Origin of the sequence: Parapedobacter composti, assembly GCF_900112315.1 — a bacterium.
GTDB lineage: Bacteria > Bacteroidota > Bacteroidia > Sphingobacteriales > Sphingobacteriaceae > Parapedobacter > Parapedobacter composti.
Genome location: NZ_FOLL01000005.1, coordinates 67,158 through 91,120, shown reverse-complemented (window position 1 = coordinate 91,120; position 23,963 = coordinate 67,158). Strand labels below are relative to the sequence as shown.

Annotated in this window: 14 protein-coding genes; 13 read left to right on the top strand and 1 reads right to left on the bottom strand. The window is 54.1% G+C overall.

The features are described from left to right. The first annotated feature begins 10 nt into the window (after positions 1 to 10). The 12 genes from BM030_RS07585 (at position 11) to BM030_RS07530 (ending at position 20,869) form a co-directional block, all read left to right on the top strand. Positions 11 to 2,176, top strand: coding sequence for an alpha-L-rhamnosidase-related protein (locus BM030_RS07585; protein WP_090973039.1), 2,166 nt, complete (start codon positions 11 to 13; stop codon positions 2,174 to 2,176). 112 nt (positions 2,177 to 2,288) lie between these two features. Next, positions 2,289 to 3,452: an ABC transporter substrate-binding protein gene (locus tag BM030_RS07580; RefSeq protein WP_090972855.1), complete on the top strand. Its 1,164-nt coding sequence runs from the start codon at positions 2,289 to 2,291 to the stop codon at positions 3,450 to 3,452. After that, positions 3,445 to 4,599 (top strand): CaiB/BaiF CoA transferase family protein, encoded by a 1,155-nt coding sequence (locus tag BM030_RS07575; protein WP_090972853.1) that lies wholly within the window; start codon positions 3,445 to 3,447, stop codon positions 4,597 to 4,599. The genes BM030_RS07580 and BM030_RS07575 overlap by 8 nt, the downstream gene beginning before the upstream one ends. A 1-nt stretch (position 4,600) precedes the next feature. After that, positions 4,601 to 5,743 carry a CaiB/BaiF CoA transferase family protein gene (locus BM030_RS07570; RefSeq protein ID WP_090972851.1) on the top strand — a complete coding sequence of 381 codons (1,143 nt, stop codon included), beginning with the start codon at positions 4,601 to 4,603 and terminating at the stop codon, positions 5,741 to 5,743. Next, a complete protein-coding gene (locus BM030_RS07565) occupies positions 5,736 to 6,977 on the top strand; it encodes an extracellular solute-binding protein (protein WP_090972849.1) in 1,242 nt (413 codons plus the stop codon). Before BM030_RS07570 ends, BM030_RS07565 begins: the two co-directional genes overlap by 8 nt. Beyond that, positions 6,958 to 8,031, top strand: coding sequence for a Gfo/Idh/MocA family protein (locus tag BM030_RS07560; protein WP_090972847.1), 1,074 nt, complete (start codon positions 6,958 to 6,960; stop codon positions 8,029 to 8,031). Before BM030_RS07565 ends, BM030_RS07560 begins: the two co-directional genes overlap by 20 nt. Positions 8,032 to 8,041: 10 nt before the next feature. Beyond that, on the top strand, positions 8,042 to 8,503 hold the full coding sequence (locus BM030_RS07555; protein ID WP_090972845.1) for a MaoC family dehydratase: 462 nt from the start codon (positions 8,042 to 8,044) through the stop codon (positions 8,501 to 8,503). 46 nt (positions 8,504 to 8,549) lie between these two features. After that, entirely contained in the window at positions 8,550 to 12,008 is a 3,459-nt protein-coding gene (locus tag BM030_RS07550) for a glycosyl hydrolase (protein WP_090972843.1), read from the top strand. Then, positions 12,005 to 14,341, top strand: a complete 2,337-nt coding sequence (locus BM030_RS07545; protein WP_244518765.1) for a DUF5703 domain-containing protein — start codon at positions 12,005 to 12,007, stop codon at positions 14,339 to 14,341. The genes BM030_RS07550 and BM030_RS07545 overlap by 4 nt, the downstream gene beginning before the upstream one ends. A gap of 72 nt (positions 14,342 to 14,413) precedes the next feature. Beyond that, positions 14,414 to 17,830: a HEAT repeat domain-containing protein gene (locus BM030_RS07540; RefSeq protein ID WP_090972841.1), complete on the top strand. Its 3,417-nt coding sequence runs from the start codon at positions 14,414 to 14,416 to the stop codon at positions 17,828 to 17,830. Positions 17,831 to 17,864: 34 nt separating this feature from the next. Beyond that, positions 17,865 to 19,172, top strand: a complete 1,308-nt coding sequence (locus BM030_RS07535) for an acetylxylan esterase (protein ID WP_090972839.1) — start codon at positions 17,865 to 17,867, stop codon at positions 19,170 to 19,172. 53 nt (positions 19,173 to 19,225) lie between these two features. Beyond that, positions 19,226 to 20,869, top strand: coding sequence for an FMN-binding glutamate synthase family protein (locus tag BM030_RS07530; RefSeq protein WP_090972837.1), 1,644 nt, complete (start codon positions 19,226 to 19,228; stop codon positions 20,867 to 20,869). 33 nt (positions 20,870 to 20,902) lie between these two features. Here BM030_RS07530 and BM030_RS07525 read toward each other — a convergent pair whose 3' ends face one another. Further along, positions 20,903 to 22,516: a M20/M25/M40 family metallo-hydrolase gene (locus tag BM030_RS07525; RefSeq protein ID WP_244518763.1), complete on the bottom strand. Its 1,614-nt coding sequence runs from the start codon at positions 22,514 to 22,516 to the stop codon at positions 20,903 to 20,905. 165 nt (positions 22,517 to 22,681) lie between these two features. On the opposite strand from BM030_RS07525, the gene BM030_RS07520 reads away from it, so the two are divergent. Continuing rightward, positions 22,682 to 23,923, top strand: coding sequence for an aminotransferase class V-fold PLP-dependent enzyme (locus tag BM030_RS07520; RefSeq protein WP_170845656.1), 1,242 nt, complete (start codon positions 22,682 to 22,684; stop codon positions 23,921 to 23,923). Positions 23,924 to 23,963 lie beyond the last annotated feature (40 nt).

Below are 23,963 nucleotides of genomic sequence, written 5' to 3'. Positions count from 1 at the left end.
GCACATCGTTATGAACAAATCACTATCCGCATTAATTATGCTCAGCCTGTCGGCTATTATGGCCGCTGCCCAGGAAGGCCGTGCCACCTGGATTTGGTATCCCGGGGATTTTGAGGTCTGGCTGAGCAACCAGATGCAGAACAAAAGAACCGAACGGGGGGCTTTCTTTCCGCCGTTTTGGCGTCAGGACGGCCATTATGTGCTGATAGATTTTCATAAAGAATTTGATTTAGTTGCAGGAGAAGAAGTGGAACTCTATGCCGAAGGCCAGTACAATGTCAAATTGAACGGGAAGCTGCTTGAAGGTTACCCCAAAAAAATACATGTGCCTGCGGGAAGGCATAAACTGAACCTCAAGGTGCACGCGCAGGATCGCGTGCCGGCCATCTATGTGAAGGGGCGGACGATTGTGTCGGACAGTACATGGCTGGTTACCTACGAGGATAAAGAATGGATCGATGAAACAGGCAAGGCATCAGACCAGTCGGGTACGATGTGGCTGAATGCGGCATCTTGGCATTTCGACCAGCCCAGTACACCCCCATCATCGTTTCGCCTGGCAACCGAACCTCATCCCGCGCAGACCATTGAACGCGCTGACGGCAACGGGTTACTGGTTGATTTCGGGAGGGAAACATTCGGCTTTGCCAGGCTCCACGGCGTATCCGGTACCGGCCGTATTTCGTTGTACTACGGCGAGTCCAAAGAAGAAGCGCTGGCCACCGGAACCTGCGAAACGTTGGACCGGATTACGGTAGATAACGTAACGGACAAGGACACTGTGCTTGAACTTTCCAAAGCATTCCGTTTCATATGGATTGAACCGGAAGGGGGTGTACAGATAGATTCGGTATCCATGCTGTATGAATACTTGCCGACGGTACAACGCGGTAGCTTCCGTAGCTCGGACACTTTGCTGAACCGGATATGGGATGTGGCAAAATATACCATGGAACTGACCACACGTGAATTTTTTATCGACGGTATCAAGCGCGATCGGTGGATTTGGTCGGGCGATGCCTACCAAAGCTACCTGATGAACTACTACCTGAATTTCGATTTGCCATCGGTGAAGCGTACCATGCTGGCCTTGCGCGGCAAGGACCCGGTGACCAGCCATATCAACACCATCATGGACTACTCGTTTTATTGGTTTATCAGCATTTTTGACTATTATCAGTATACGGGTGATAAGCAGTTTGTCAGTCTTATTTATCCCAAGATGCAACAACTGATGGACTTTTGCCTCGACAGGCGGAACAACGACGGTTTCATGGAAGGATTGCCCGGCGATTGGGTGTTCATCGATTGGGCGGAAGGGCTGAGCAAGCAAGGTGCGGTAAGCTTTGAACAGCTGCTGTTCTGCCGTAGTCTGGAAGCTATGCAGCTCTGCGCCGGCATTATTGGCGACGGACCGGGTGCGGAGCGATATGGGCAATTAGCTGCCGAAATGAAAGAAAAGGTATTCACTACCTACTGGGATATGGACAGGAATGCATTCCTGCACAGTCTGGTGGACGGCGAACTCGTTGACCATGTGACACGCTATGCCAATATGTTTGCCATATTCTTCGGTTACTTGGACGAGTTGCAAAAGCAATCCGTCAAAAACGGGGTCTTACTCAATGAAAATGTCCCGGCGATTACCACGCCGTACATGCGTTTTTATGAACTGGAGGCGCTTTGCACGTTGGGAGAACATAAATACGTGCTGGAGGAAATCCGCGACTATTGGGGTGGCATGCTCCGATTGGGGGCCACCTCGTTTTGGGAAGAATATGACCCTGGCAAGCAGGGCGTGGCCCATTACAGCATGTACGGCCGACCGTTCGGCAAAAGCCTCTGCCATTCGTGGGGTGCAAGCCCGATATACCTGCTCGGCAGGTACTTTTTAGGGGTGAAGCCTGTCAAACCGGGCTACGCGGAATATCAGGTGGAGCCAAGCCTGGGTGATTTGGAGTGGATGGAGGGTACGGTGCCTACACCCAACGGCGATATCAGATTGTACATTGACCGGAAGCAGATACGGATACAGGCAGAGGGAGGTAGCGGAAAGCTGATCCTTCATAGCAGGACCAAACCGGAAGCACAGGGACTGACGGTTACCCCGTTGGGCGGGGATCGGTACGAACTGGAAATTCCTGTGGGCTCGATACATCAGGTCAGTTACCGGTAAGGTATGCCAATTTCATATAGAAAAAAGGTTAAAAAGTATAAAGATGCCATTGCGATAAGTGGCAGTTTTGAAAATTGGGGGAGGCACTACTCCGTTAAATATGTGATAGGAGATGACAGAAACGATCCGTTTGAAGGGGATTACGTGGGATCATAGCCGAGGGTATGTTCCCATGGTTGCGACGGCACAGCGTTATACTGAGCTGCATCCGAACGTGGAGGTGGTTTGGGAGAAACGCTCGTTGCAAGCGTTTGCAGACCGGCCTGTAAAGGAGCTGGCAGCTTGTTACGATTTATTGGTGATTGATCATCCCTGGACGGGGTATGCGGCGGCAACAGGTGCGCTGTTGCCACTGGATGGCCTTCTTCCGGACGCATTTCTGCGGGATCAGGCCGAAAACAGCGTGGGTAAGTCATTTATGAGTTACACATTTGACGGGTACCAGTGGGCACTACCCATTGATGCGGCTACGCCCGTGGCGGCAAGCCGCCCCGATTTGCTGAAAGCGCGGGGCCTGGCGCTCCCCCAAACGTTCGATGATGTGCTGGCACTGGCCGACCGGGGACTTGTAGGACTTTCTCTTTTGCCGATAGACGCCTTGATGAGCTTTTACATGTTCTGCAGCACACTGGGCAAGCCAGCCTGTCAAACCAACAGTGAGGTCGTTGCTGAATCCTGCGGAATAATTGCGTTAAAAATTTTTAAATCGCTGGTAGATAGGGTTGACCTCGCTTTTTTCAGTAAGAACCCTATCGGTGTATACGAAACCATGGCGAACTCCGATACGATTGCTTACTGCCCGTTTGCCTATGGTTATTCTAATTATTCCCGGAACGGTTACGGGCGGCACCTGTTGTTGTTTCATGATTTGGTAGACCTGGCATCTCACGGACCGCTAATCAGTACATTGGGTGGTGCGGGCCTCGCTATTTCCGCGCGGTGTGCATATCCGGAAGTCGCCGTGGACTATGCGCGTTTCGTAGCATCTCCTGGCATACAGGAGACCTTGTATGCCGATGCAGGCGGACAGCCCGGCCACCGGTGTGCTTGGACGAGCGACTATACCAATGGTCGTACATCAAACTATTTCAACAATACCTTGCCCGCTCTGGAGCGCGCTTACCTGCGCCCGAGGTATGCAGGCCATTTATACTTTCAGGATCACGCGGGTGATTTGATTGTCAACTACCTGCAGCACGGGGGAAATGAACGGAAGGTACTTGAATCATTAAATCAGTTGTATCACCAGTCGTTACTACAAGAAGCTCATGGATAGACCCCTGGATGGATTATTGGTATTGGAGTTTGCGCAGTTCATGGCAGGTCCGACAACTGGTCTGCGGCTGGCCGATCTGGGTGCGCGCGTCATCAAAATTGAGCGACCTGTCTCAGGCGAAGCCGGTAGGCAGATTGCCATCAAAAACCTGTTCGTGGACGATAACGGCAGCCTTGTATTCCACACCATCAACCGTAACAAGGAGTCGTATGCAGCAGATCTTAAAAATGAGGGCGATCTGGCGCGTGTGAAGGCGCTGATAAAGCGGGCCGATGTAATCATCCATAATTTCCGGCCGGGCATCATGGAAAAGTTTGGATTGGATTACACCAGTGCAAGCCAGCTTAACGGCAGCATCGTTTACGCCGTTGTATCGGGATATGGCACGTCTGGGCCGTGGGCCGGAAAACCCGGCCAGGATTTACTGGTACAGTCGTTGTCCGGCCTGACCTGGCTGACGGGCAGCCGCGCTGATGGCCCCGTGCCGTTTGGGCTCGCCGTGGTGGATATGTACTGCGCTACGCACCTTACGCAGGGTATTCTGGCAGGCCTGCTCAAGCGTTCGCGAACCCAGCAAAGTGTATTGGTGGAGGTGAGCTTGATGGAGTCTGCCCTGGATATGCAGTTTGAAGTGCTCACCACCCATCTCAACGACGGCGGTAAACTGCCGGATCGCAGCGGCGTTTGCGGATCGGGGCATGCCTATCTTAGTGCACCCTATGGGGTTTATGCCACTGCGAAGGGATACATTGCCTTGGCAATGGGCGACCTGACACAGATTGCCGGTCTCGTCGGGCTGGCCCCCGGCTGTTATCAAGACAGGGCAACTTGGTTTTCCAGGCGGGACGAGCTGCTAAAGCAAATCGGCGAACGCATGAAAAGGCAGCCGGCCAACGCTTGGGAGGCCCTCTTGACCGGGGCCGGTGTATGGTGCGCAGTGGTCAACGACTATGGCGCGTTTACTGGATCAGACGGTTTTCGGCATGCCGACATGCTACAGGAAGTGGCGTTGTCTAATGGCAGCCGATTAACGACTACGAGAAGTCCCTTACAGATAGACGGTAAATGCCTGCGTGCCAACAAAGCTGCGCCCGGCGTAGGGGCAGACAATGCACGGATTAATCGAGATTATCACTTAACTTCGTAATATGTTGCCATTATCCGGATACCTTGTGGTAGATTTCAGCCAATTCCTGTCGGGACCGCTGGCCAGCCTCCGACTGGCTGACCTTGGTGCAAGGGTCATTAAAGTGGAACGGCCCGGCAGTGGCGACATTTGCCGCCACCTCTATGCCTCGGATACCCTGCTGAACGGCATGTCTACCGTATTCCATGCAATTAACCGGAATAAAGAAAGCGTTGCGTTGGATATCAAAAATGAGGCAGACCGGAAGGTTATCACGAAGTTAATTGAACGGGCAGACGTTGTCATCCATAATTTTAGGCCGGGGGTGATGGAACGGCTGGGATATAGCTATGAACGAGTACGGCAGCTTAATCCTCGGGTGCTGTATGGGGAAATATCCGGCTATGGCACTTCCGGACCGTGGAAAGACAAACCTGGACAGGATCTGCTGCTTCAGGCTATGAGCGGGCTCATGTGGCTGAGCGGGAATGCGGACGCGGGGCCTGTACCGATGGGGCTTTCCATTGTGGATATGTTTGCGGGGGCAAACCTCTGCTACGGGCTGCTGGCCTGTCTGTATCGGCGCAGCAGAACGCATGCAGGCGCCCACGTGCAGGTGAGCATGCTGGAAACGGCCATTGACATTCAGTTTGAGACCATCACAACATACTATAAAGACGGTGGATGCGAACCCCTGCGTACCGCCAGCAATAGTGCCCATGCCTATCTTGGGGCACCGTACGGTATATACCGTACGGAAGACGGTTACTTGGCATTAGCCATGGCTTCTATCCCCCAGTTGGCGCGTCTGTTGGAATGCCCGGCGTTGGCGGACTATCGGGAGCCAGCGGAGGCTTTCGAGAAACGTGATGAAATCAAGGTCATACTGGCCGGGCATTTACGGGGTAGGCCGACCCGGCATTGGCTTTCCATCTTAGAAACAGCGGATATCTGGTGCGCGGATGTACTGGACTGGCACCGGTTGCTGGCGCACGACGGATTTAAGGCACTCGACATGTTCCAACAAGTGGCCATGGGCGATGGCTTTACCTATCCGACCACGCGCTGCCCGATACGCATTGATGGTGAGGTGCTGAAGGCAGTCAGGGGTGCTCCGGCCTTAGGTGAGCATAACCAAAGAATTATGGAGGAACTGTATGGCTGAGAAATTGCGTTTCGCGGTACGTAAGTTTGATCCGTTTGAACAGGCACTGAAAAAAATATGGCAGACCTATCGGGAGACCAGCGGCACGGGCTTGGAAATGGAATTTGTACCGATGGATTTGGAGGAACTGTATTTTCACTTGTTTACACGGGATGGACTGATGGACGGTTCGTGGGATATTGTTCATATCAATACCGACTGGATTGCTCAAGCTTATGCGCGGGGCGGATTGGCTGCACTAAACCTCTACTTGGAAAGTCGGCCGCCCGAAGCATATGGCACCGCCTGGTGCGAAAGTCTGTCCGGTTTGCAGAACTTCGATGGTAAAATCGTGGGGTTGCCTTTTCACGACGGGCCTGAATGCTTGATTTTCCGCAAGGATCTTTTTGAACATCCCGTTTATCGCGAAGCGTTCGTCCGCCGGTATGGCAGCACGCTGGAAATTCCGGTTACCTGGGATGACTTTTTGCGGGTGGCCGATTTTTTCACACGACCGGAAGAAGGTTTGTACGGAACGGTATTTGCCGGATACCCTGATGGCCATAACGCGGTGTTCGACTTTTGCGTCCAGTTATGGTCAAGGGGAGGCCGTTTGGTTGATGATTCCCACCGGGTGCTGATTAATCAGCCGGTAGCTGAAGAAGCCCTCGATTTTTACCGCGATCTGTTCCGGACCCGTGTCTGTCTGCATCCGCAGTCGCACTCATTGGAGTCTATTGGTGCCGGGCAGACCTTCGCCCGCGGAGAGGTAGCCATGATGATCAACTGGTTCGGCTTTGCTGCCTGGGCCCAAGTGGACACCCGCTCCTCCGTTCGCGGGAACGTGGATGTGGCTCCCATACCCGTGCACAAGGGGCTTTCACCGCTCTCATTGAATGTATATTGGCTGTATGGTATTGCACAGGGGAGCGTGCAGAAACAGCACGCCTACGAATTCATCAGGCATGCCGTAAGTCCGGAAAATGATAAGCTGTTAACGCTGGAAGGTGGCATCGGATGCCGGCTATCGACCTGGAAGGATGCAGACGTTAACCGACACATACCGTTTTTCGGGAAACTCCCCTTGCTCCATCAACAGGCCAGAACGTTGCCACGCCTCGCCACCTGGCCGGCGATAGCGCATATTATCGATAAAACAGTCGCGGCAGCGATCCAGACAGATATCCCCAGCGGGCGTCTGCTGGCCGATGCCCAGCATACCATTAATCTTTGCTATGATACATATTCCTTATGAGTCGGTACTACCCAAAACCAAGCTGCCTATCGTCATCATCGGTGCGGGCGGAATAGTGAAAGATGCGCACCTGCCGGCCTACAGGAAAGCAGGGTTCGAAGTGTATGGCATCGTCAACAGGACGAGAGCCAAAGCGGAAGCATTGGCGGCCGAATTCGGTATACCCCGAGTGTTTGGCACGCTTACTGAAGCCGTAGCTTCGGCACCTCCATCGGCGGTATTTGACATCACCATCATGCCTGACCAGTTCGTACAGACGCTGGAGGCGCTGCCCGATGGAGCAGCCGTGTTGATTCAGAAGCCCATGGGCGACGATTACCGGCAAAGCCGGACGATATTGGATACTTGCCGGAAGAAAGGACTGGTAGCCGCCGTCAATTGCCAGTTGCGGCAGGCTCCCTTTGTTAACACAGCGCGCTGGTTGATAAATGAAGGCTATATTGGCGAATTGTATGACATAGAAGTGAAGGTGACGGTACAGACCCCATGGCACCTTTTCCCCCATGTGATGGTTCACCCCCGGCTGGAAATCCAGTACCATAGTATTCATTATATCGATCTTATCCGTTCTTTCCTGGGTAATCCGCGAGCTGTCTATGCCAAAACGCTGAGGCATCCGGCAAAGCAGCTATCATCGAGCCGTACCACGCTATTACTGGATTATGGTGATGCGTTACGTGCGGTGGTCAATACTAACCACGACCATGACTTTGGTCTGCACCATCAGGAGAGTCACATCAAGTGGGAAGGCACTCGGGGTGCGATTAAGGCCAAAATGGGGTTATTGATGGATTATCCGAACGGTGTGCCGGACCAGTTCGAGTATTGCGTGCTGAAAGGCGAAGAAACGCCCCGGTGGGAGGAGGTGCCCATTGCCGGATCTTGGTTCCCCGACGCTTTCATCGGTAGCATGGGCAGCCTGATGCGTTACAAAAACGGTGAAACGGATGAATTGCCTGCCGCCGTAGAAGACGTCATTCATACCATGGCAGTGGTGGAAGCGGCCTATAACAGCAGTGATTCGGGAGGAACAACTATTCAGTACCTAAGATAAATCAAACGTAATGCATTTTGAATCCATTTTCTTTGAAGACTATCGATTACAGGCTAAGCGCAAGACCTTTGGACGCACCATTACCGAGGCGGACATTGTTGTGCACGCCGGCCACACCGGCGATTTCTTTCCGCATCACCTTGACGCGGAATGGTGCAAGGAACAACCTTTCGGCCAGCGGATTGCCCACGGCACGATGGTATTCAGCATGGGTATCGGCCTTACCGCATCGGTGGTCAACCCGGAAGCGTTCTCGAAAGGATATGACCGGTTACGGTTTGTAAAGCCGGTATTCATTGGCGATACGATCCATGCTGAGGTGACCGTTACCGAAAAGCGCGATGCCAAGAATCCTTTGTACGGCACCGTGATTGAACACGTGGAAATTATTAATCAACACGGGGATGTGGTGTTGGTGGCCGACCATATTCTGCTGGCTAAGCGTAAGCAGCCGGCTGCTGCCTCCAGTTAACCGTTGTCATGAAAATTTCTGACCAAAAACTTAAGGATTTTTGATTATGATGCTCAGGAGTTACGCAATTGCATTCATTGGCGCTATCAGTTGGATTCTACCGCATAAAGAATCAGCTGGGCAGGAACGGGAATTGCCGGCTGGCGTTGTCTTCGCCGATGATCAGTTGCCTGCTTCAGCGTCCCCTTGGGTGTTTTGGTATATGATGTACGCCAGTTATTCACGTGAAGCAATCACGGCCGACCTCGAAGCGATGAAAACCAACGGCATCGCGGGAGCCTACCTTGCTACCATTAAGGGGAAAACGGAACCACCCTTGTTTGAGCCGGTAACGGAAACGCTGACATCGGAATGGTGGGATCTGCTGGCGTTTATCTTTGCTGAGGCTGACCGCATCGGGATCAACATAGCCTTGCTACCCAACGACGGGTTTGCCACGGCGGGTGGCCCGTGGATTACGCCCGAGCTTTCCATGCAGCGGGTGGTTTGGACCGATACGGTAGTATCTGCCGGTGTTCACCAGCTTTCGCTGGTACAACCCGAGGCGTACGAAGACTATTATCGGGACATTGCCGTGTATGCCTTTCCCGTGGGCGGTGACTACGATACGGATTCATGGAGTGAGGAAGTCCGGGTGACGACAAGCACCGGAGCGGATGCCCAGTTCCTAAACGATCGGCAAAACACGAACACCTTCGGCAGCAACGACCCGTTATGGATACAATACGCATTCGAGCGGCCTTTCACGTGCCGGAGCATTGAGGTGACGATTGGCAACTACAGCGTCCAGGGCAACCGGCTACGGGTGGAAGCCAGCCAAGACGGAAAGCACTTCGTGCCGATAGCTCAACTGGTACCCCCCCGTTCGGGTTGGCTGGATTGGGACGCCGGTGTAACGCACGCCATCCCTGCTACGACCGCGAAATATTTCAGATTTCGATACGACCCTGATGGGTCTGAGCCCGGAGCAGAGGACTTGGATGGCGCAAAATGGAAACCGAGTCTGCGGCTAAAGCGCCTGAAGCTTAGTGGTGCACCCAAGGTACACCAGTATGAGGGCAAGTCTGGCTTGGCGTGGCGGGTAAGTCCGCGGACGACCGCAGAGCAGGTATCTCCAGCAGATGGTATTCCGACGGACCGGATCATCGATTTGACTGCACAAATGGATTCGGGAGGCCAACTGGTCTTTACGGCGCCGGCTGATGGAAGCCGCTGGGTTGTCCTCCGGATGGGATACACGTCAACCGGCCATAAAAATGAAACGGCTGGGGCGGGGAAGGGGCTGGAATGCGATAAGTTTAACCCCCAAGCCGTGGAATTGCAGTTCCGTAGCTGGTTTATGGAGGCCAAAGAAGTTGCTGGGGAAGCGCTTGCGGCACGCGTACTTGCTGCTTTTCATGTCGACTCCTGGGAGTGTGGCAGCCAGAACTGGTCGCCTATTTTCCGGGCAGAGTTCATGAAACGGCGGGGCTACGATCCACTGCCCTACCTACCGGTCGTTGCAGGGATACCGGTTGGTGGCTCCGATACAGCCGAAGCTTTCTTGTACGATATGCGAAGAACCATTTCGGAACTCATGGAAGACAATTTTTTCGGGGTGCTGCGGAGGCTGACCCAAACGCAGGGGGTACACTTCACAGCCGAGGCCACTGCGCCCGTTATGGCGGCCGATGGGTTGGTGCATTTCCGTGAGGTGGATATTCCTATGGGAGAGTATTGGCTGCGCAGCCCTTCGCACGACAAGCCCAATGACATACAAGATGCATTGTCAGGAGGGCATATTTACGGCAAACGCATCATTAAGGCCGAGGCATTCACCCAAATCCGTATGGAATGGAACGAACATCCGGGGAATCTTAAGTTGTTGCAGGATAGAAATTACGCGATGGGAATCAACAACCTGGTATATCACGTATATACCCACAATCCCTGGATGGAAAAAAAGCCCGGCATGACGTTGGATGGCATCGGCCTCTATTTCCAGCGCGATCAGACCTGGTGGAAGCCGGGTAAAGCCTGGGTGGATTACGCTACCCGTAACCATGCGCTCCTTCAGCGGGGATATCCCGTGCGGGACGTTGCCGTGTTTATAGGCGAAGAATTTCCCAGGCGGTCTATATTGCCGGATCGGCTTGTCAATACGCTGCCGGGCCTGTTTGGTGCCGAGCGCATACGGCGCGAAGCCGTCAGATTGCAGAACGCCGGAAACCCGACCCAACGGGTAGCGGGGGTTACGACTGGAGCCAACATGGCGCAGCCCGAAGACTGGATAGACCCGCTCAACGGCTATGCTTATGATTGTTTTAACCCCGATGCGCTACTTAGGTTGGCAACGGTAATCGATGGGAAAGTGCGGTTTGGGGGCGGCAACGCTTATTCGGTACTGGTACTCCCCGGAAAGCATCCCATGCAGCCCCACCCGGAATTGATGACACCCGAAACCGCCACCACGTTGTTGGAGCTGGTGGAAGCTGGGGCGGTGGTCATCCTTGGTGAGCGCCCGCAGCAATCACCGGGCTTAGCAGATAAAGCAAAGGCAGATTCGGTGGTCCGTTCGGTGGCAAGCCGGCTGTTTGATGGGCCGTTCACCCCTGAACAATCGGAAAACGGCACAGTATGGGTCAAGCGGATAGGGGAAGGCAAAGTCATCAAAGGCCCATATACGGCTTCTACGCTTGAACCATTGGGTATTTTGCCAGATGTGCAGATTACAGAGCCGGGGGGATCCCCGGCGGTCGACGTGGCCTGGCATCATCGGCGTGACGGAGAAACAGACATCTACTTTGTTTCGAACCAGCGGGAATACGGACGTCAGATCGACGTGTCGTTCCGTACGGTTGGCCGATACCCGGTTCTATATGATGCCGTGGACGGTAAATTGGTGCCAGTAAAACGTTGGTATGAGCAGGGCGGACGGGCGGTGGTGGCACTCGATCTGGCCGCCGGCCAGTCAGTGTTCGTTATTTTTGATCAACGTCCCGTTTCTGTGGCCCGTTACGATGAGGTGCACTGCGAGCCGGTTACCGGGCCGTGGCAGGTGCAGTTTGATCCGGCCTACGGCGGCCCGGAGCAGCCCGTTGTTTTCCAACAGTTGACAGATTGGACCACCCATGCCGACCGGCGGATAGCCCACTATTCCGGCACAGCCTCGTACCACCGGGCAATCCGGCTAAACAAGGTTGCCCGTAATGAACGTATCCTGTTGGAACTGGATAGCGTGGCCAATCTGGCTGAGATCGTTGTCAACGGAAAAGCTTGCGGCGTGGTATGGACGGCCCCCTACCGGCTCGACATTACCGGCGCCGTCCGGCGCGGGCATAATATCATCGAAATCAAGGTCACCAACACGTGGGCAAACCGCCTCATCGGCGACCACCGGTTGGATATGCCGCAGCGCATAACTCATACCAATGCCCCATACCGTCTGTTGGAAAGATTATACCCGGCAGGACTTCTAGGTACGGTGCGTCTCATTACGGAACGGATAGCAAAACATGAAGAATGATGAAGCAGGTGCCTAAAATCATTGCGTTTATCTTACTGTTTTGCCTCTTTTTCTGGGCAGACGCCCAAACGCCGGATCTCACTCCTTACCATGTGATTTGGGAAACCCCCAGCGCACATGCGGGCGAATCCATGCCGCTGGGTGGCGGGGATATTGGGTTGAACGTTTGGGTAGAAGATGGGGACATTCTCTTTTACATGAGCAGGAGCGGTGCGTTTGACGAAAACAACACACTGCTTAAGCAGGGGCGGGTCCGCGTGACAATGCACCCCAACCCGTTTTCGGGCAAGCATTTCCGGCAGGAGCTGAAGCTGGATGACGGTTATGTGGCCATAACAGGTGCGCATGAGGGCTTGGAAGCGACTGTCACGATTTGGGTTGATGTGTTTAAGCCAGCGATCCACGTTGAAGCAGCGGCCAACCGGAATGTATCTGTCACAGCCGTTTATGAAAGCTGGCGATTTGTGGATCACTATCCGCAGCCGCGCGAAAATAATGGCAACTCCTGGAAATGGGCTCCGCCCCGCCCCGTGGTTACCCGCGCGGATTCCATTGCTGCTACTGATGGGGCCATTGTCTTTTACCACCGTAACCGTGACAGTACGGCTTTTGACGTGGTAGTGGCCCAGCAGGGGCTCGCTCAGGTGAAGGGATCCCTGTTCAATCCGCTGGCTCGGCTGACATCGGGCGGGGTATTGTTTGGTGACGGTTTCGCGTATACCGGCAAAACCAGCGGACATTATCTTGCAACGCCTTATGAGGGCTGGATGCTGCAGAGCCGGAGGCCGCGCCGGAAACACGAAATGACCGCTGTGTTGCATATTGCGCAGGTTCCCACAGTGGACGCCTGGAAAGAAGGACTGGACAGCCTGTGGCGCGCGGCTGCCACCGGAAAGCCGGCAGCCTGGGCGCGTACCCGAGCGTGGTGGAACACCTTTTGGGCTCGCAGCTATATTGTCATTAACCCGCAGGATCGACCGCGCGGAACCGTGCCTTGGCAGGTCGGCCGCAATTACCAACTGTTCCGCTATATGCTGGCATGCAATGCCTATGGGGCGTATCCCACCAAGTTCAATGGAGGCCTGTTTACCTATGACCCGGTCATGGTAGATTCCGGGGCGGCGTTTACTCCCGATTTCCGAAATTGGGGGGGTGGTACGCATACCGCCCAGAACCAGCGGCTGGTATATTGGCCCATGTTGAAAAGCGGCGACCTGGACATGATGAAAAGCCAGTTCGAATTTTACCTCCGTCTCCGGGGGAATGCCGAACTCCGGAGCCGGGTCTACTGGAACCATCGCGGGGCGTCATTTACCGAGCAAATGGAAAATTTCGGACTGCCCAACCCGGCGGAATACGGCTGGAAGCGGCCGGCGGATTTCGACCGTGGGGTGGAGTATAATGCCTGGCTGGAATACCAATGGGATACGGTGCTGGAATTTTGCCTGATGATGCTTGAAACGCATCGCTACGGGGGTGCAGACATTCGTGAATACATTCCGTTTATCGAAAGCTGCCTGCGCTTTTTTGATGAGCATTACCAATACCGGGCACGGCAACGGGGGCGCAGGACATTCGATGAAAACGGGCACCTGGTCATCTATCCGGGTTCTTCGGCCGAGACCTATAAAATGGCTTACAATGCCGCAACAACCGTTGCCGGTCTGCAAGTGGTTAGCCGACGGATGCTTGATCTGCCCCCACTGCTGATTGGCGATTCATTACGGAATTACCTGGATACCTTGGTGAACCGTATACCGCCCCTCAGCTTCCGGGAAGTCGGGGGCAAAACGATGCTGTCACCGGCCAAACTTTGGGAGCGGGTGAACAACACCGAGGCGCCACAGCTGTATCCGGTGTTTCCATGGGGCCAATACGGCATCGGCCTGCCCGGACTGGATACCGCGCGCAATACCTACTGGCATGATCCGGACCTGTTGAAATTCAGAAGCCACATCGGATGGAAACAGGACAATATTTTTGCGGCCCGGTTGGGGCTTACCGAAGAAGCGACGAAATACACTGCTCTGAAACTCCAGGATTCAGGCAGGCGGTTCCCCGCGTTCTGGGGACCGGGGTTCGATTGGGTTCCCGATCACAATTGGGGCGGGAGCGGCATGATAGGCTTGCAGGAAATGCTGCTTCAGACCGTGGGAAACCAAATTTTTGTGTTGCCCGCATGGCCGGCCGATTGGGACGTGCACTTCAAACTGCATGCGCCCGACAGCACCACTGTGGAGGTGATGTATGTGAACGGCCAAATCACGAAACTTGATGTATATCCCGGCGAACGGCGCAAAGACGTGGTGATTTGTGGCCCGGATTCCTATTGATATATACTGATAATTCATTTGAATTTGTATTTTTAGCGCGCTAACTATCCAGTGTACATAGGTGCAATTTGTATGAAGAAAACGAATCTCCGCGCGGCTGCGGTTTTATTTGTGTTTGTAACAATTATTTTCAGCGGCATGCTCCCCGGCTGTAACCGGCAGTCTAAACCCGAGTTTCCAATCAAAGAACTGGATACCGCCGAGGTGTCCAAACTGGCTAAAGAAATTGAAAACACCGTGATCCCTGAATTGGCAGACGGCCTCACGTTAACGCTATGGGGTATCGATTCGCTGGTTATTTCGCCGATAGCCATTGATGTGGACGACTTGGGCCGGGTGTTTTTTACCACCACGGAAAGGCAGAAAAATTCTGAGTTTGACATCCGTGGCCATCGCGATTGGGAGATTCCTTCCATTAGCCTCCAAACGGTGGAAGATCGCCGGGCTTTTCTGCGCAAGGAACTCGCGCCGGAAAACAGTAGCAAAAACCAGTGGTTGGCGGACCTGAACGGTGATGGTTCACACGACTGGCGCGACCTGACCGTTGAACGGGAAAAGGTGTACCGCCTGGACGATGCCTTTGGCATCGGGCGGGCTACCCGGTCGCAGTTGGTGGTCTATGACTTCCATGAGGAAATTACAGACGTGGCGGGAGGCGTGTTTGCCCACAAAGATGAACTGTATGTGGCCGTGGCGCCGGATTTATGGCGGATGACCGACAAAGACGGGGATGGCGTGTATGAGAAAAAAGAGTCGATTTCTCACGGATATGGTGTACATATCGGGTTCGGTGGGCACGGTATGTCGGGTGTCAAGATGGGTCCGGACGGTCGTCTTTACTGGCAGATTGGCGATATCGGCTTCAACGGTACGGATAAAGATGGGAAAAAATGGGAACATCCGAACAGCGGCGTCATTGCACGGGCGAACCCAGATGGCACTGACTTCGAGATATTTGCCCATGGGCTTCGCAACACGCATCAGTTTGTGTTTGATGAGTATGGCAACATTATCAGCGAGGACAATGACGGGGATCACCCGGGCGAGAAGGAACGGTTAGTATATATCGTGAACGGTTCGGATGCGGGGTGGCGCAGCAACTGGCAATACGGCAAATATCGCGATCCGGATAACAACACGTATAAAGTTTGGATGGATGAACGGATGTACCTGCCCCGGTTCGACGGGCAGGCGGCCTACATCACCCCCTGTATTGCCAACTTCGTGAGCGGTCCGGCGGGCTTGGCGTATAACCCCGGTACGGCACTGGGTCCGGAGTATAAAAACACTTTTTTTGTTGCTGAGTTTGTAGGCAGTCCGGCGAGCTCCGGCATTCATAGTTTTAAACTGAAGCCCCGTGGCGCTACCTTTGAACTGGGCGAACACCGGAAGGTGCTGGGCGGTGTGTTGGCCACAGGGCTCGATTTCGGGCCGGACGGCGCGCTTTACGTAGCCGACTGGATAGATGGATGGGGCACGCACGATTACGGCCGTATCTGGAAGCTTGATCATAAAGCCGGCGCTGCCCAAGCCGTGCGGGCCGAGGTGAGCGTGCTGTTGGCGGCTGATTTCGGCGAAAAGGGTGTGGATGAGCTCGCCGGATTGCTGAAACATGAAGATATGCGTGTTCGGCAAAAAGCGCAGTTTGAGCTGGTGGAGCGGCGTAATGAGGGAATGGACGTGTTCCGGCAGGCGTTGCGCCAAACCACGCACCAGTTGGCCCGTGTGCATGCCATCTGGGGGGTCAGTCAATTGGCCCGTCTGGCAGACAGCAAATATGCGGAAGAACTGATTCCGCTGCTGGGCGACAGCGACCCGGAAATCCGGGCGCAGGCCGCCAAGTGGCTGGGTGACATCCGCTACGCTACGGCCGCCAACGCATTGATTCCCCGGCTTGCCGATACTGACAGCCGTACCCGTTTTTTCGCGGCTGAAGCACTGGGGCGGATGGGCTATGAACCGGCTATCCAGCCGATCATTGCCATGCTAGAGGTCAACAATGACGAAGATGCTTACCTGCGCCATGCGGGAAGCCTGGCGCTGGCCCGTATCGGGAAACCGGAGCCCATAATAGCGCTGCATGATCATCCCTCACGGGCGCTGCGGATAGCCGCCGTTGTGGCGTTGCGCCGTATGCAGCATCCGGGTGTGACGGAGTTTTTGGCCGATAATGATGTGTTTGTTGTTACCGAAGCTGCACGTGCTATTAATGATGATCTTTCCATTGAAGCTGCGTTGCCAGCGCTCGCAGAATTGTTGCGCACCACCACATTCTCAAACGAGGCCTTGATCCGGCGGGTGATCAACGCTAACCTGCGGGTCGGAAAAGAACGGAACCTGCAGTACCTGATGACCTATGCCCAGCGTGCAGGCGTACCGGCGTCCATGCGCGCTGAAGCGGTGGATGCCATCGCCGTATGGCCTAAACCGTCGGTACTCGACCGTGTTGATGGGCGTTACAGGGGGCCTGTCGAACGGGATCCGGCAATGACGGTCAGGCACGCGGCAAGCCAGTTACCGGTGTTGCTGACAGATAAAGAACTCGCCGTGCGGATTGCCGCGGCCAAGGCCATCAGCAAACTGCGGGTTAAGGAAGCCGGAAAGGCGCTGTTTGCCGCTCTGGAACGCGATAGCGAGCCCGCCATGCGCATAGCCTGCCTTGAAGCGCTTGTAGCACTGGAAGACCCGCAGCAGGAACAGGCCATCCGGCGTGCACTGGCTGATAAGGAAAAGCAGGTGCGCGTGGCAGGTTTGGAACTGCTGGAAAATATGGCCATCCCCCGTGAGGTGATGGTCGGACTGTTGGCCGATGTGATTGACACGAAGACCATGGAAGAAAAGCAGGCGGCCATAACCACGTTGGGACGGTTACCACTGGGCGATACGAAGCCATTGTTTGAGCGGCTGCTCACCGCCATGGACAAGGGCATGCTTGACAAACGCGTATACCTCGAATTGGGCGATGCGATAGACAGTACCCGTTCGGCACCCTTAATCGAACGGTACAAAGCCATCAGCCAGCACTTCTCGCCGGATGAATTGTTGGCGGCATACGCAAGCAGCCTGGAAGGAGGCAATCCCGATCGGGGGCGGAGAGTTTTCTTCCAGCACCAGCAGGCGCAGTGCATGAAGTGCCACGCGTATGACGATCGCGGCGGCAACGCCGGACCGCGCCTCAACGGTGTGGGTAAACGGTTATCGCGTCAGGAGTTGCTGGAATCGCTGATTGAGCCCAGCAAACGGATCGCACCGGGCTACGGTGCGGTGATGCTGACGCTGAACGATGGGCAAAGCATATCTGGTATCTTCCAGGGGGAAGACGACCGGGGGCTGAAAATCAGAAGGCAGGGAAGCGATCAGCTTATACCCCATAGCCAGATCAAGGAGAAAACCTTTTCACCGTCAAGCATGCTGGATATGAAGCCGATACTGTCGAAGCGTGAAATCCGCGATGTGGTCAGTTTCTTAGCCACATTAACTGAAGACTGATTTTAACTGAACAATTGGTAATTTAATCGAACATATGAATAGACTGATTTTTATCCGGGCCTTTGTGATGGCCTATGGCCTGTTTTTCGTAACGCTGTATGCATTTGCCCAATCCCGTCCGCCGCATCCCATACAAGTGTTGGTTTCACCGGACAAGCCTGATTGGAACTATGCACCCGGAGAAGAAGCTGAATTTACCATTCGGGTGCTGAAGCACCAAGTTCCCCTGGAGGAAGCTGAAGTCGTTTATGGAGTAGGTCCGGAAAAGATGGCACCATCCGGTCACGGAACGCTGAAGCTGAAAGGCGGGGTTGGCATTGTAAAAGGAAAACTATCGGATCCAGGTTTCCTGCGTTGCGAAGCGCGGATTTCGGTAGACGGTGTGACATACCGCGGCCTTGCCACAGCGGCATATGCGCCTGAATCAATACAACCCACCCAGCAGTTGCCGGACGATTTCTGGGAGTTCTGGAATGCAGCTAAGGCGGAAGCGGCCAAGGTACCGATGGATGCCAAGCTGACGCTGCTTCCGGAGCGCTGTACGGAGCGGGTAGATGTTTATCAGGTGAATATCCAGAACTACGAAAGCGGCAGCCGGCTGTACGGTATATTGGCCAGGCCGAAAGCTCCGGGGAAATACCCGGCTGTGCTGCAGGTGCCGGGGGCAGGTATAAGACCATATGGAGGCGTTATCGATTTGGCCGAACAGGGGGTTATCACGTTACAGATAGGTATACACGGTATTCCGGTCATTTACGAAACCGGCCTGTATAACGATTTGCGGGCGGCGGCCTTGAAGGACTATCAGTTTTTCAATTTGGACGATCGCGACCGCTATTATTATAAGCGGGTATACCTGGGGTGCGTGCGGGCGATTGACTATTTGTTTTCGCTTGCTGACTTCGACGGCAGAACCCTGGCCGTATGGGGCGGCAGCCAGGGCGGTGCGTTGGCTATTGTTACGGCCGCTTTGGATAACCGGGTGAACTATCTGGTGTCGTTGTATCCGGCACTGTGTGACCTCACCGGCTACCTGCACGGTCGTGCGGGAGGCTGGCCGCACATGTTCAACGATGCCAATGCGGCTTTCATGAGCAAAGAAGAGAAAATTAAGGTGTCGGCTTATTATGACGTGGTCAATTTCGCCCGTTCGGTAAGTGTACCCGGATTTTACACCTGGGGCTACAACGACGAGACTTGCCCGCCTACATCATACTATGCTGCATACAACCAGATTAAGGCGCCGAAGGAACTTTTCCTGGTGCAGGAAACCGGCCATTGGACGTTTCCTGAGCAGCAGACCAAAATCCAACAATGGCTGTTGGAAAAACTGAAACGTTGATGTATATGTGAAATAGCGTTTGATACCCAAAATGATTTTTTGCATTTTTGGGTATGCGTAAACTATTCATTTACAGTGCCAGCGTAATCGTGGCCGTCATCGGCTTGGTTGGTGTTTGGTGGCCTCCGATACTTTGGAGTTTAATTGTATTGCTTCCCTTAATCCTGTTAGGCATCTCGGATATGGTTCAGACCAAACAGGCCATCCGGCGGAATTTCCCGCTGTTTGGCCGTTTGCGTTATTTATTCGAGAGTATCCGCCCGGAAATACAGCAATATTTTGTGGAGAGCGACACCACGGGGCGGCCATTCAGCCGCATGTTCAGGAGCGTGATTTACCAGCGCTCCAAACGGGTGTTGGATACGACGCCTTTCGGTACACAACTGGATGTTTACGATAATAACTACGAGTGGCTGAGCCACAGCATCAATGCCCTGGATTATTTCAAGGTCAATGAACATCCACGGGTTACAGTGGGCGGCCCCCAATGCACCAAGCCCTATTCGAGCAGTGTCTTCAACATATCGGCCATGAGCTATGGCTCGTTGAGCAAAAATGCGGTTATCGCATTAAACGAGGGGGCGAAGCTGGGGAATTTTTACCACAATACCGGAGAAGGGGGGCTCACAGACTACCATCTGACGGGAGGTGGTGACGTGGTGTGGCAGATCGGTACGGGCTATTTCGGATGCCGGCATCCCGACGGCAGCTTCAACGCGGAAGCATTCGCTGGCAAGGCGCAGCATCCGCAGGTTAAAATGATAGAAATCAAGCTGTCGCAGGGTGCCAAGCCCGGACACGGCGGTATCCTGCCTGCGGCCAAGGTGACGCCTGAAGTGGCGCGGATCCGTTTGGTAGAGGTGGGCAAAGAAGTTGATTCACCGCCTTTTCACCGTGCGTTCGCTACGCCGACAGGTCTGCTGGAATTTGTAAAGCAGCTCCGCGAGCTTTCGGGAGGTAAGCCAGTGGGGTTTAAGCTGTGTATCGGGCGCCGCCATGAATTTATGGCCATTTGCAAGGCGATGATTCAAACGGGGATTTATCCTGATTTCATTACCGTAGATGGGGGTGAGGGGGGTACGGGTGCGGCTCCGTTGGAGTTTTCCAATTCCGTGGGGATGCCGTTGCGGGACGCTCTGGCATTTGTATACGACTGTTTGACCGGTTTCGGCCTAAAGCAGCATATCAAAATAATTGCGTCCGGCAAAATCGCCACAGGGTTCGACCTCGTGAAGAACTTTGCATTGGGCGCCGATATCTGCAATAGCGCACGGGGAATGATGATGGCGTTGGGGTGTATCCAGGCGCTGCAATGCCACGCCAACACGTGCCCAACGGGTGTGGCCACCCAGGACGCTGAACTGGTAAAGGGACTGGTCGTGGCTGACAAGCGCGTGCGGGTTGCAAATTTTCACTATGAAACGGTAAAGAGTGCCGGCGAACTAATGGGAGCAGCAGGCATCAGACATCCGGATGATATCCATCGAATATACATCCATCGGCGGATATCGCCGAACAAAGTGGAAACGTACCTGGATACTTATCCTTACATCCCTGCGGGCAGCCTGCTCCAGGCGCCTTATCCGAAGGCATTTGAATTGCTGATGAAAATCAGCCGGCCAGATTCCTTTGAGCCGGACTTGCAGGGGATTGATTTCGTGGAATATGCCTGGGCAAAAAAGCCGATGACGGGATAGGAGGCTTGGCCTCACTATCCCGCCTACCGGGTGTTAATAACCTACACCGGTGCGGCGCGGCTGCCGGATTACGGGCCATTGCTGTGGTTGGCCGTCTCTGCCCAAAGGCATCACCCGCTTTTCCCGGTTAACTAATTCCGGTTCTTCACTGGCCTTATAGGCCAGCGTGGCGATGAGGACGACATTGGATGTCAGATCGTCAAAAATCAGCTTGTCATACGTGTCTAAGTTGGTATGCCAAGTAATGGTGCTATAGCCCCAGGAAAGGGAACTCAACATGAACGCGGGAATACCGGCAGCGGCGAACGAGGCATGGTCGGATCCCCCGCTGCTTGGTAAGCCCGGAAAATCCGTGTTGATGTCCCGGGTAATTTCACGCGGTGCTGCAGAAAGCCACCTGCCCATGAAGTCATAAGCGTGCAGAAATCCCGAGCCGTTGATCGAGGCTACACGTCCTGTGCCGTTGTCCTGATTGAATACGGCCTGTGTTTTTTGCACAATTTCAGGGTGATCCAATACAAATGCCCGAGATCCGTTCAGGCCCTGCTCTTCGCTGCCCCAATGTCCGATGAGAATGGTTCTTTTGGGATGTGGCAATACTTTTTTCAGGATGCGTGCCACTTCCATCATGGTGATGGTGCCCGTTCCATTGTCGGTAGCCCCGGATCCGCCTTCCCATGAGTCAAAGTGCGCGGAAAGGATCACGTACTCATCTGGCTTTTCTGATCCCTTTATTTCGGCAATGGTATTGAAGGTAGGCACTGTACCCAAATGTTTGGAATCTGTTTCTACCTTGATGCGAGGTTTATGGCCATTTTCTGCCAAGCGGTAAAGCACGCCGTAGTCCTCCAGGGAGATATCCAGCGACGGTACGCTGGTGGTACGCGCCCCGAAAATTTTGTTGGAGCCAAATTCGCGCGACCAATAGCATTCCAGAATGCCTGCTGCGCCGGCTTCCTCGAGTATGCGGGGGAGTGAGCGGGATGAGATTCCCATCGCATCGATGTTTGCATTCCATGCTTTTGTCAACGAATCCCGTTCGCGTTTCATTTTTTCGAATGATTCCGGGCGTGCATATTGTTCCCAATTATGGTCGGGCCGTCCGGTGGGCTGCGGCATGGAAACCATCACATATTTTCCCTTCACATGGGGCAGCCAAGCCTTGAAGGCCAGTGAATCTTTTACTTGGGGCAGGACAATGACTTCGGCTTCCACTGCTTTGCCTCCCGTGGTGGGGCTCCATGCCAGCTGGGTGCCCGCCAAGGTTTTTACCCGGGGGTGCACCATATCAATGTGCGAGATGCCGCGCTCCCAGCCGCGCCATTCGCCGAATTCCTCGTAGCGCGCTTCAATGCCCCACGTGTTGTACTTAGCTACCGCCCAGTCGTGCGCATGCTTCATTTGCGGCGTACCCACCAGACGTGGGCCAACAACGTCCAATAATTCGTGCGCAAGCTGCTGTAACTGGGAATGCTCATGGGCTTCTTTTACAATCTGTGCAACTACCGGGTCAAGCGTATGGGCTTCTGATGTTCCTCCCGGCTGAGCATCTGCCCACGTTGAGCTAAGACCAAGAAGGATGGCCAAGGAGGTCCGCTTAACACCGCGGTACCGTGATACCTGGAAAATGTTCATGTATAGTCTCATATTGTCGTGTTTGGATTAATGGGATTAAAAGTCCTGAAAATAATTGAGAAGTGCCCCTTATGTGGCATAAATTTTACGTAAAGTGCGGTTGTCTTGGTAGCTGGACGGTACGCAGCCGGGTGTATCGTTACGGTATTGGGAAAATAACTCGTACCTTTGTATCCTATGGAACAGACAGCAGTATTGGAGCACTTCGATGTCGAAAAGATTAGGCAAGACTTTCCTATTCTTACCCGTAAGGTTAATGGTAAACCGTTGGTATACCTTGATAATGGGGCTACTACCCAAAAACCAAAACAGGTTATCGATGCCATTGTGGAATATTATACCCAGTTGAACAGCAACGTACACCGCGGGGTTCATTACCTCAGCCAACTGGCCACGGACGCCTTTGAAGTGACGCGCCGGAAACTGCGCCCCTTCATCAACGCTGCACATGAGCATGAAATCATCCTGACGAAGGGAACGACCGAGGGTATCAACCTTGTAGCCAGTTGCTATGGCAAGGCGTATGTGAAGGCGGGGGACGAAATTATCATCTCCGCCATGGAACACCATTCCAATATTGTGCCTTGGCAGATGTTGTGCGAAGAGCGGGGGGCGACATTGCGGGTGGTGCCTATCAATGATGCCGGAGAGCTGGATATGGAGGCCTACCGGGCCGCATTGAACGACCGAACGAAAATGGTGGCCGTAACCTACGTGTCCAATGCCCTGGGCACGGTTAACCCGGTCGGGGAAATCATCCGGCAGGCTCATGCCGCCGGGGCTCCGGTATTGCTGGATGCTGCTCAGGCAGTACAGCACCTGCCGATTGATGTGCAGGCATTGGACGTGGATTTTCTGGTGTTTTCCGGGCATAAAATGTACGGCCCTACGGGCATTGGGGTATTGTACGGAAAAGAGAAGTGGCTCGACGCGATGCCGCCTTATCAGGGTGGGGGTGAAATGATAAAGGATGTGGCCTTCGAAAAGACCACCTATAACGAATTGCCGTTCAAGTATGAGGCCGGTACGCCAAATATTGAAGCGGGTATCTGTCTGGCGCATGCTGTAGACTATTTGGAAACGGCGGGACTGAACCGTATTGCCCAGCATGAACGCGAATTATTGGCATATGCCGGCGGGCGGCTGCTCGAAATTCCTGAATTGAGGATTATCGGCACAGCTCAGGAAAAGTCGAGTGTAGTTTCATTCCTCCTGGGCGGTATCCATCCCTATGATGTAGGCGTCATCCTGGACAAGCTTGGCATTGCTGTGCGTACCGGGCACCACTGTACGCAACCGCTTATGGAACGCTACGGCATCCCCGGTACGGTGAGGGCTTCCATTGCGATGTATAACACAAAGGAAGATATTGACGCGCTGGTGGCCGGGGTACAAAAAGCCGCCGAAATGCTGGCGTAATCCTGGAAATTGAAAGCCGGAACGGGGCGACGCCAACATC

What these genes read in the sequence shown, in the direction of transcription:
- BM030_RS07585 (WP_090973039.1), top strand. Translation starts at nt 11, where the DNA reads ATGAACAAATCACTATCCGCATTAATTATGCTCAGCCTGTCGGCTATT.
- BM030_RS07580 (WP_090972855.1), top strand. Translation starts at nt 2,289, where the DNA reads ATGACAGAAACGATCCGTTTGAAGGGGATTACGTGGGATCATAGCCGA.
- BM030_RS07575 (WP_090972853.1), top strand. Translation starts at nt 3,445, where the DNA reads ATGGATAGACCCCTGGATGGATTATTGGTATTGGAGTTTGCGCAGTTC.
- BM030_RS07570 (WP_090972851.1), top strand. Translation starts at nt 4,601, where the DNA reads ATGTTGCCATTATCCGGATACCTTGTGGTAGATTTCAGCCAATTCCTG.
- BM030_RS07565 (WP_090972849.1), top strand. Translation starts at nt 5,736, where the DNA reads ATGGCTGAGAAATTGCGTTTCGCGGTACGTAAGTTTGATCCGTTTGAA.
- BM030_RS07560 (WP_090972847.1), top strand. Translation starts at nt 6,958, where the DNA reads ATGATACATATTCCTTATGAGTCGGTACTACCCAAAACCAAGCTGCCT.
- BM030_RS07555 (WP_090972845.1), top strand. Translation starts at nt 8,042, where the DNA reads ATGCATTTTGAATCCATTTTCTTTGAAGACTATCGATTACAGGCTAAG.
- BM030_RS07550 (WP_090972843.1), top strand. Translation starts at nt 8,550, where the DNA reads ATGATGCTCAGGAGTTACGCAATTGCATTCATTGGCGCTATCAGTTGG.
- BM030_RS07545 (WP_244518765.1), top strand. Translation starts at nt 12,005, where the DNA reads ATGATGAAGCAGGTGCCTAAAATCATTGCGTTTATCTTACTGTTTTGC.
- BM030_RS07540 (WP_090972841.1), top strand. Translation starts at nt 14,414, where the DNA reads ATGAAGAAAACGAATCTCCGCGCGGCTGCGGTTTTATTTGTGTTTGTA.
- BM030_RS07535 (WP_090972839.1), top strand. Translation starts at nt 17,865, where the DNA reads ATGAATAGACTGATTTTTATCCGGGCCTTTGTGATGGCCTATGGCCTG.
- BM030_RS07530 (WP_090972837.1), top strand. Translation starts at nt 19,226, where the DNA reads ATGCGTAAACTATTCATTTACAGTGCCAGCGTAATCGTGGCCGTCATC.
- BM030_RS07525 (WP_244518763.1), bottom strand. Translation starts at nt 22,516, where the DNA reads ATGAGACTATACATGAACATTTTCCAGGTATCACGGTACCGCGGTGTT.
- BM030_RS07520 (WP_170845656.1), top strand. Translation starts at nt 22,682, where the DNA reads ATGGAACAGACAGCAGTATTGGAGCACTTCGATGTCGAAAAGATTAGG.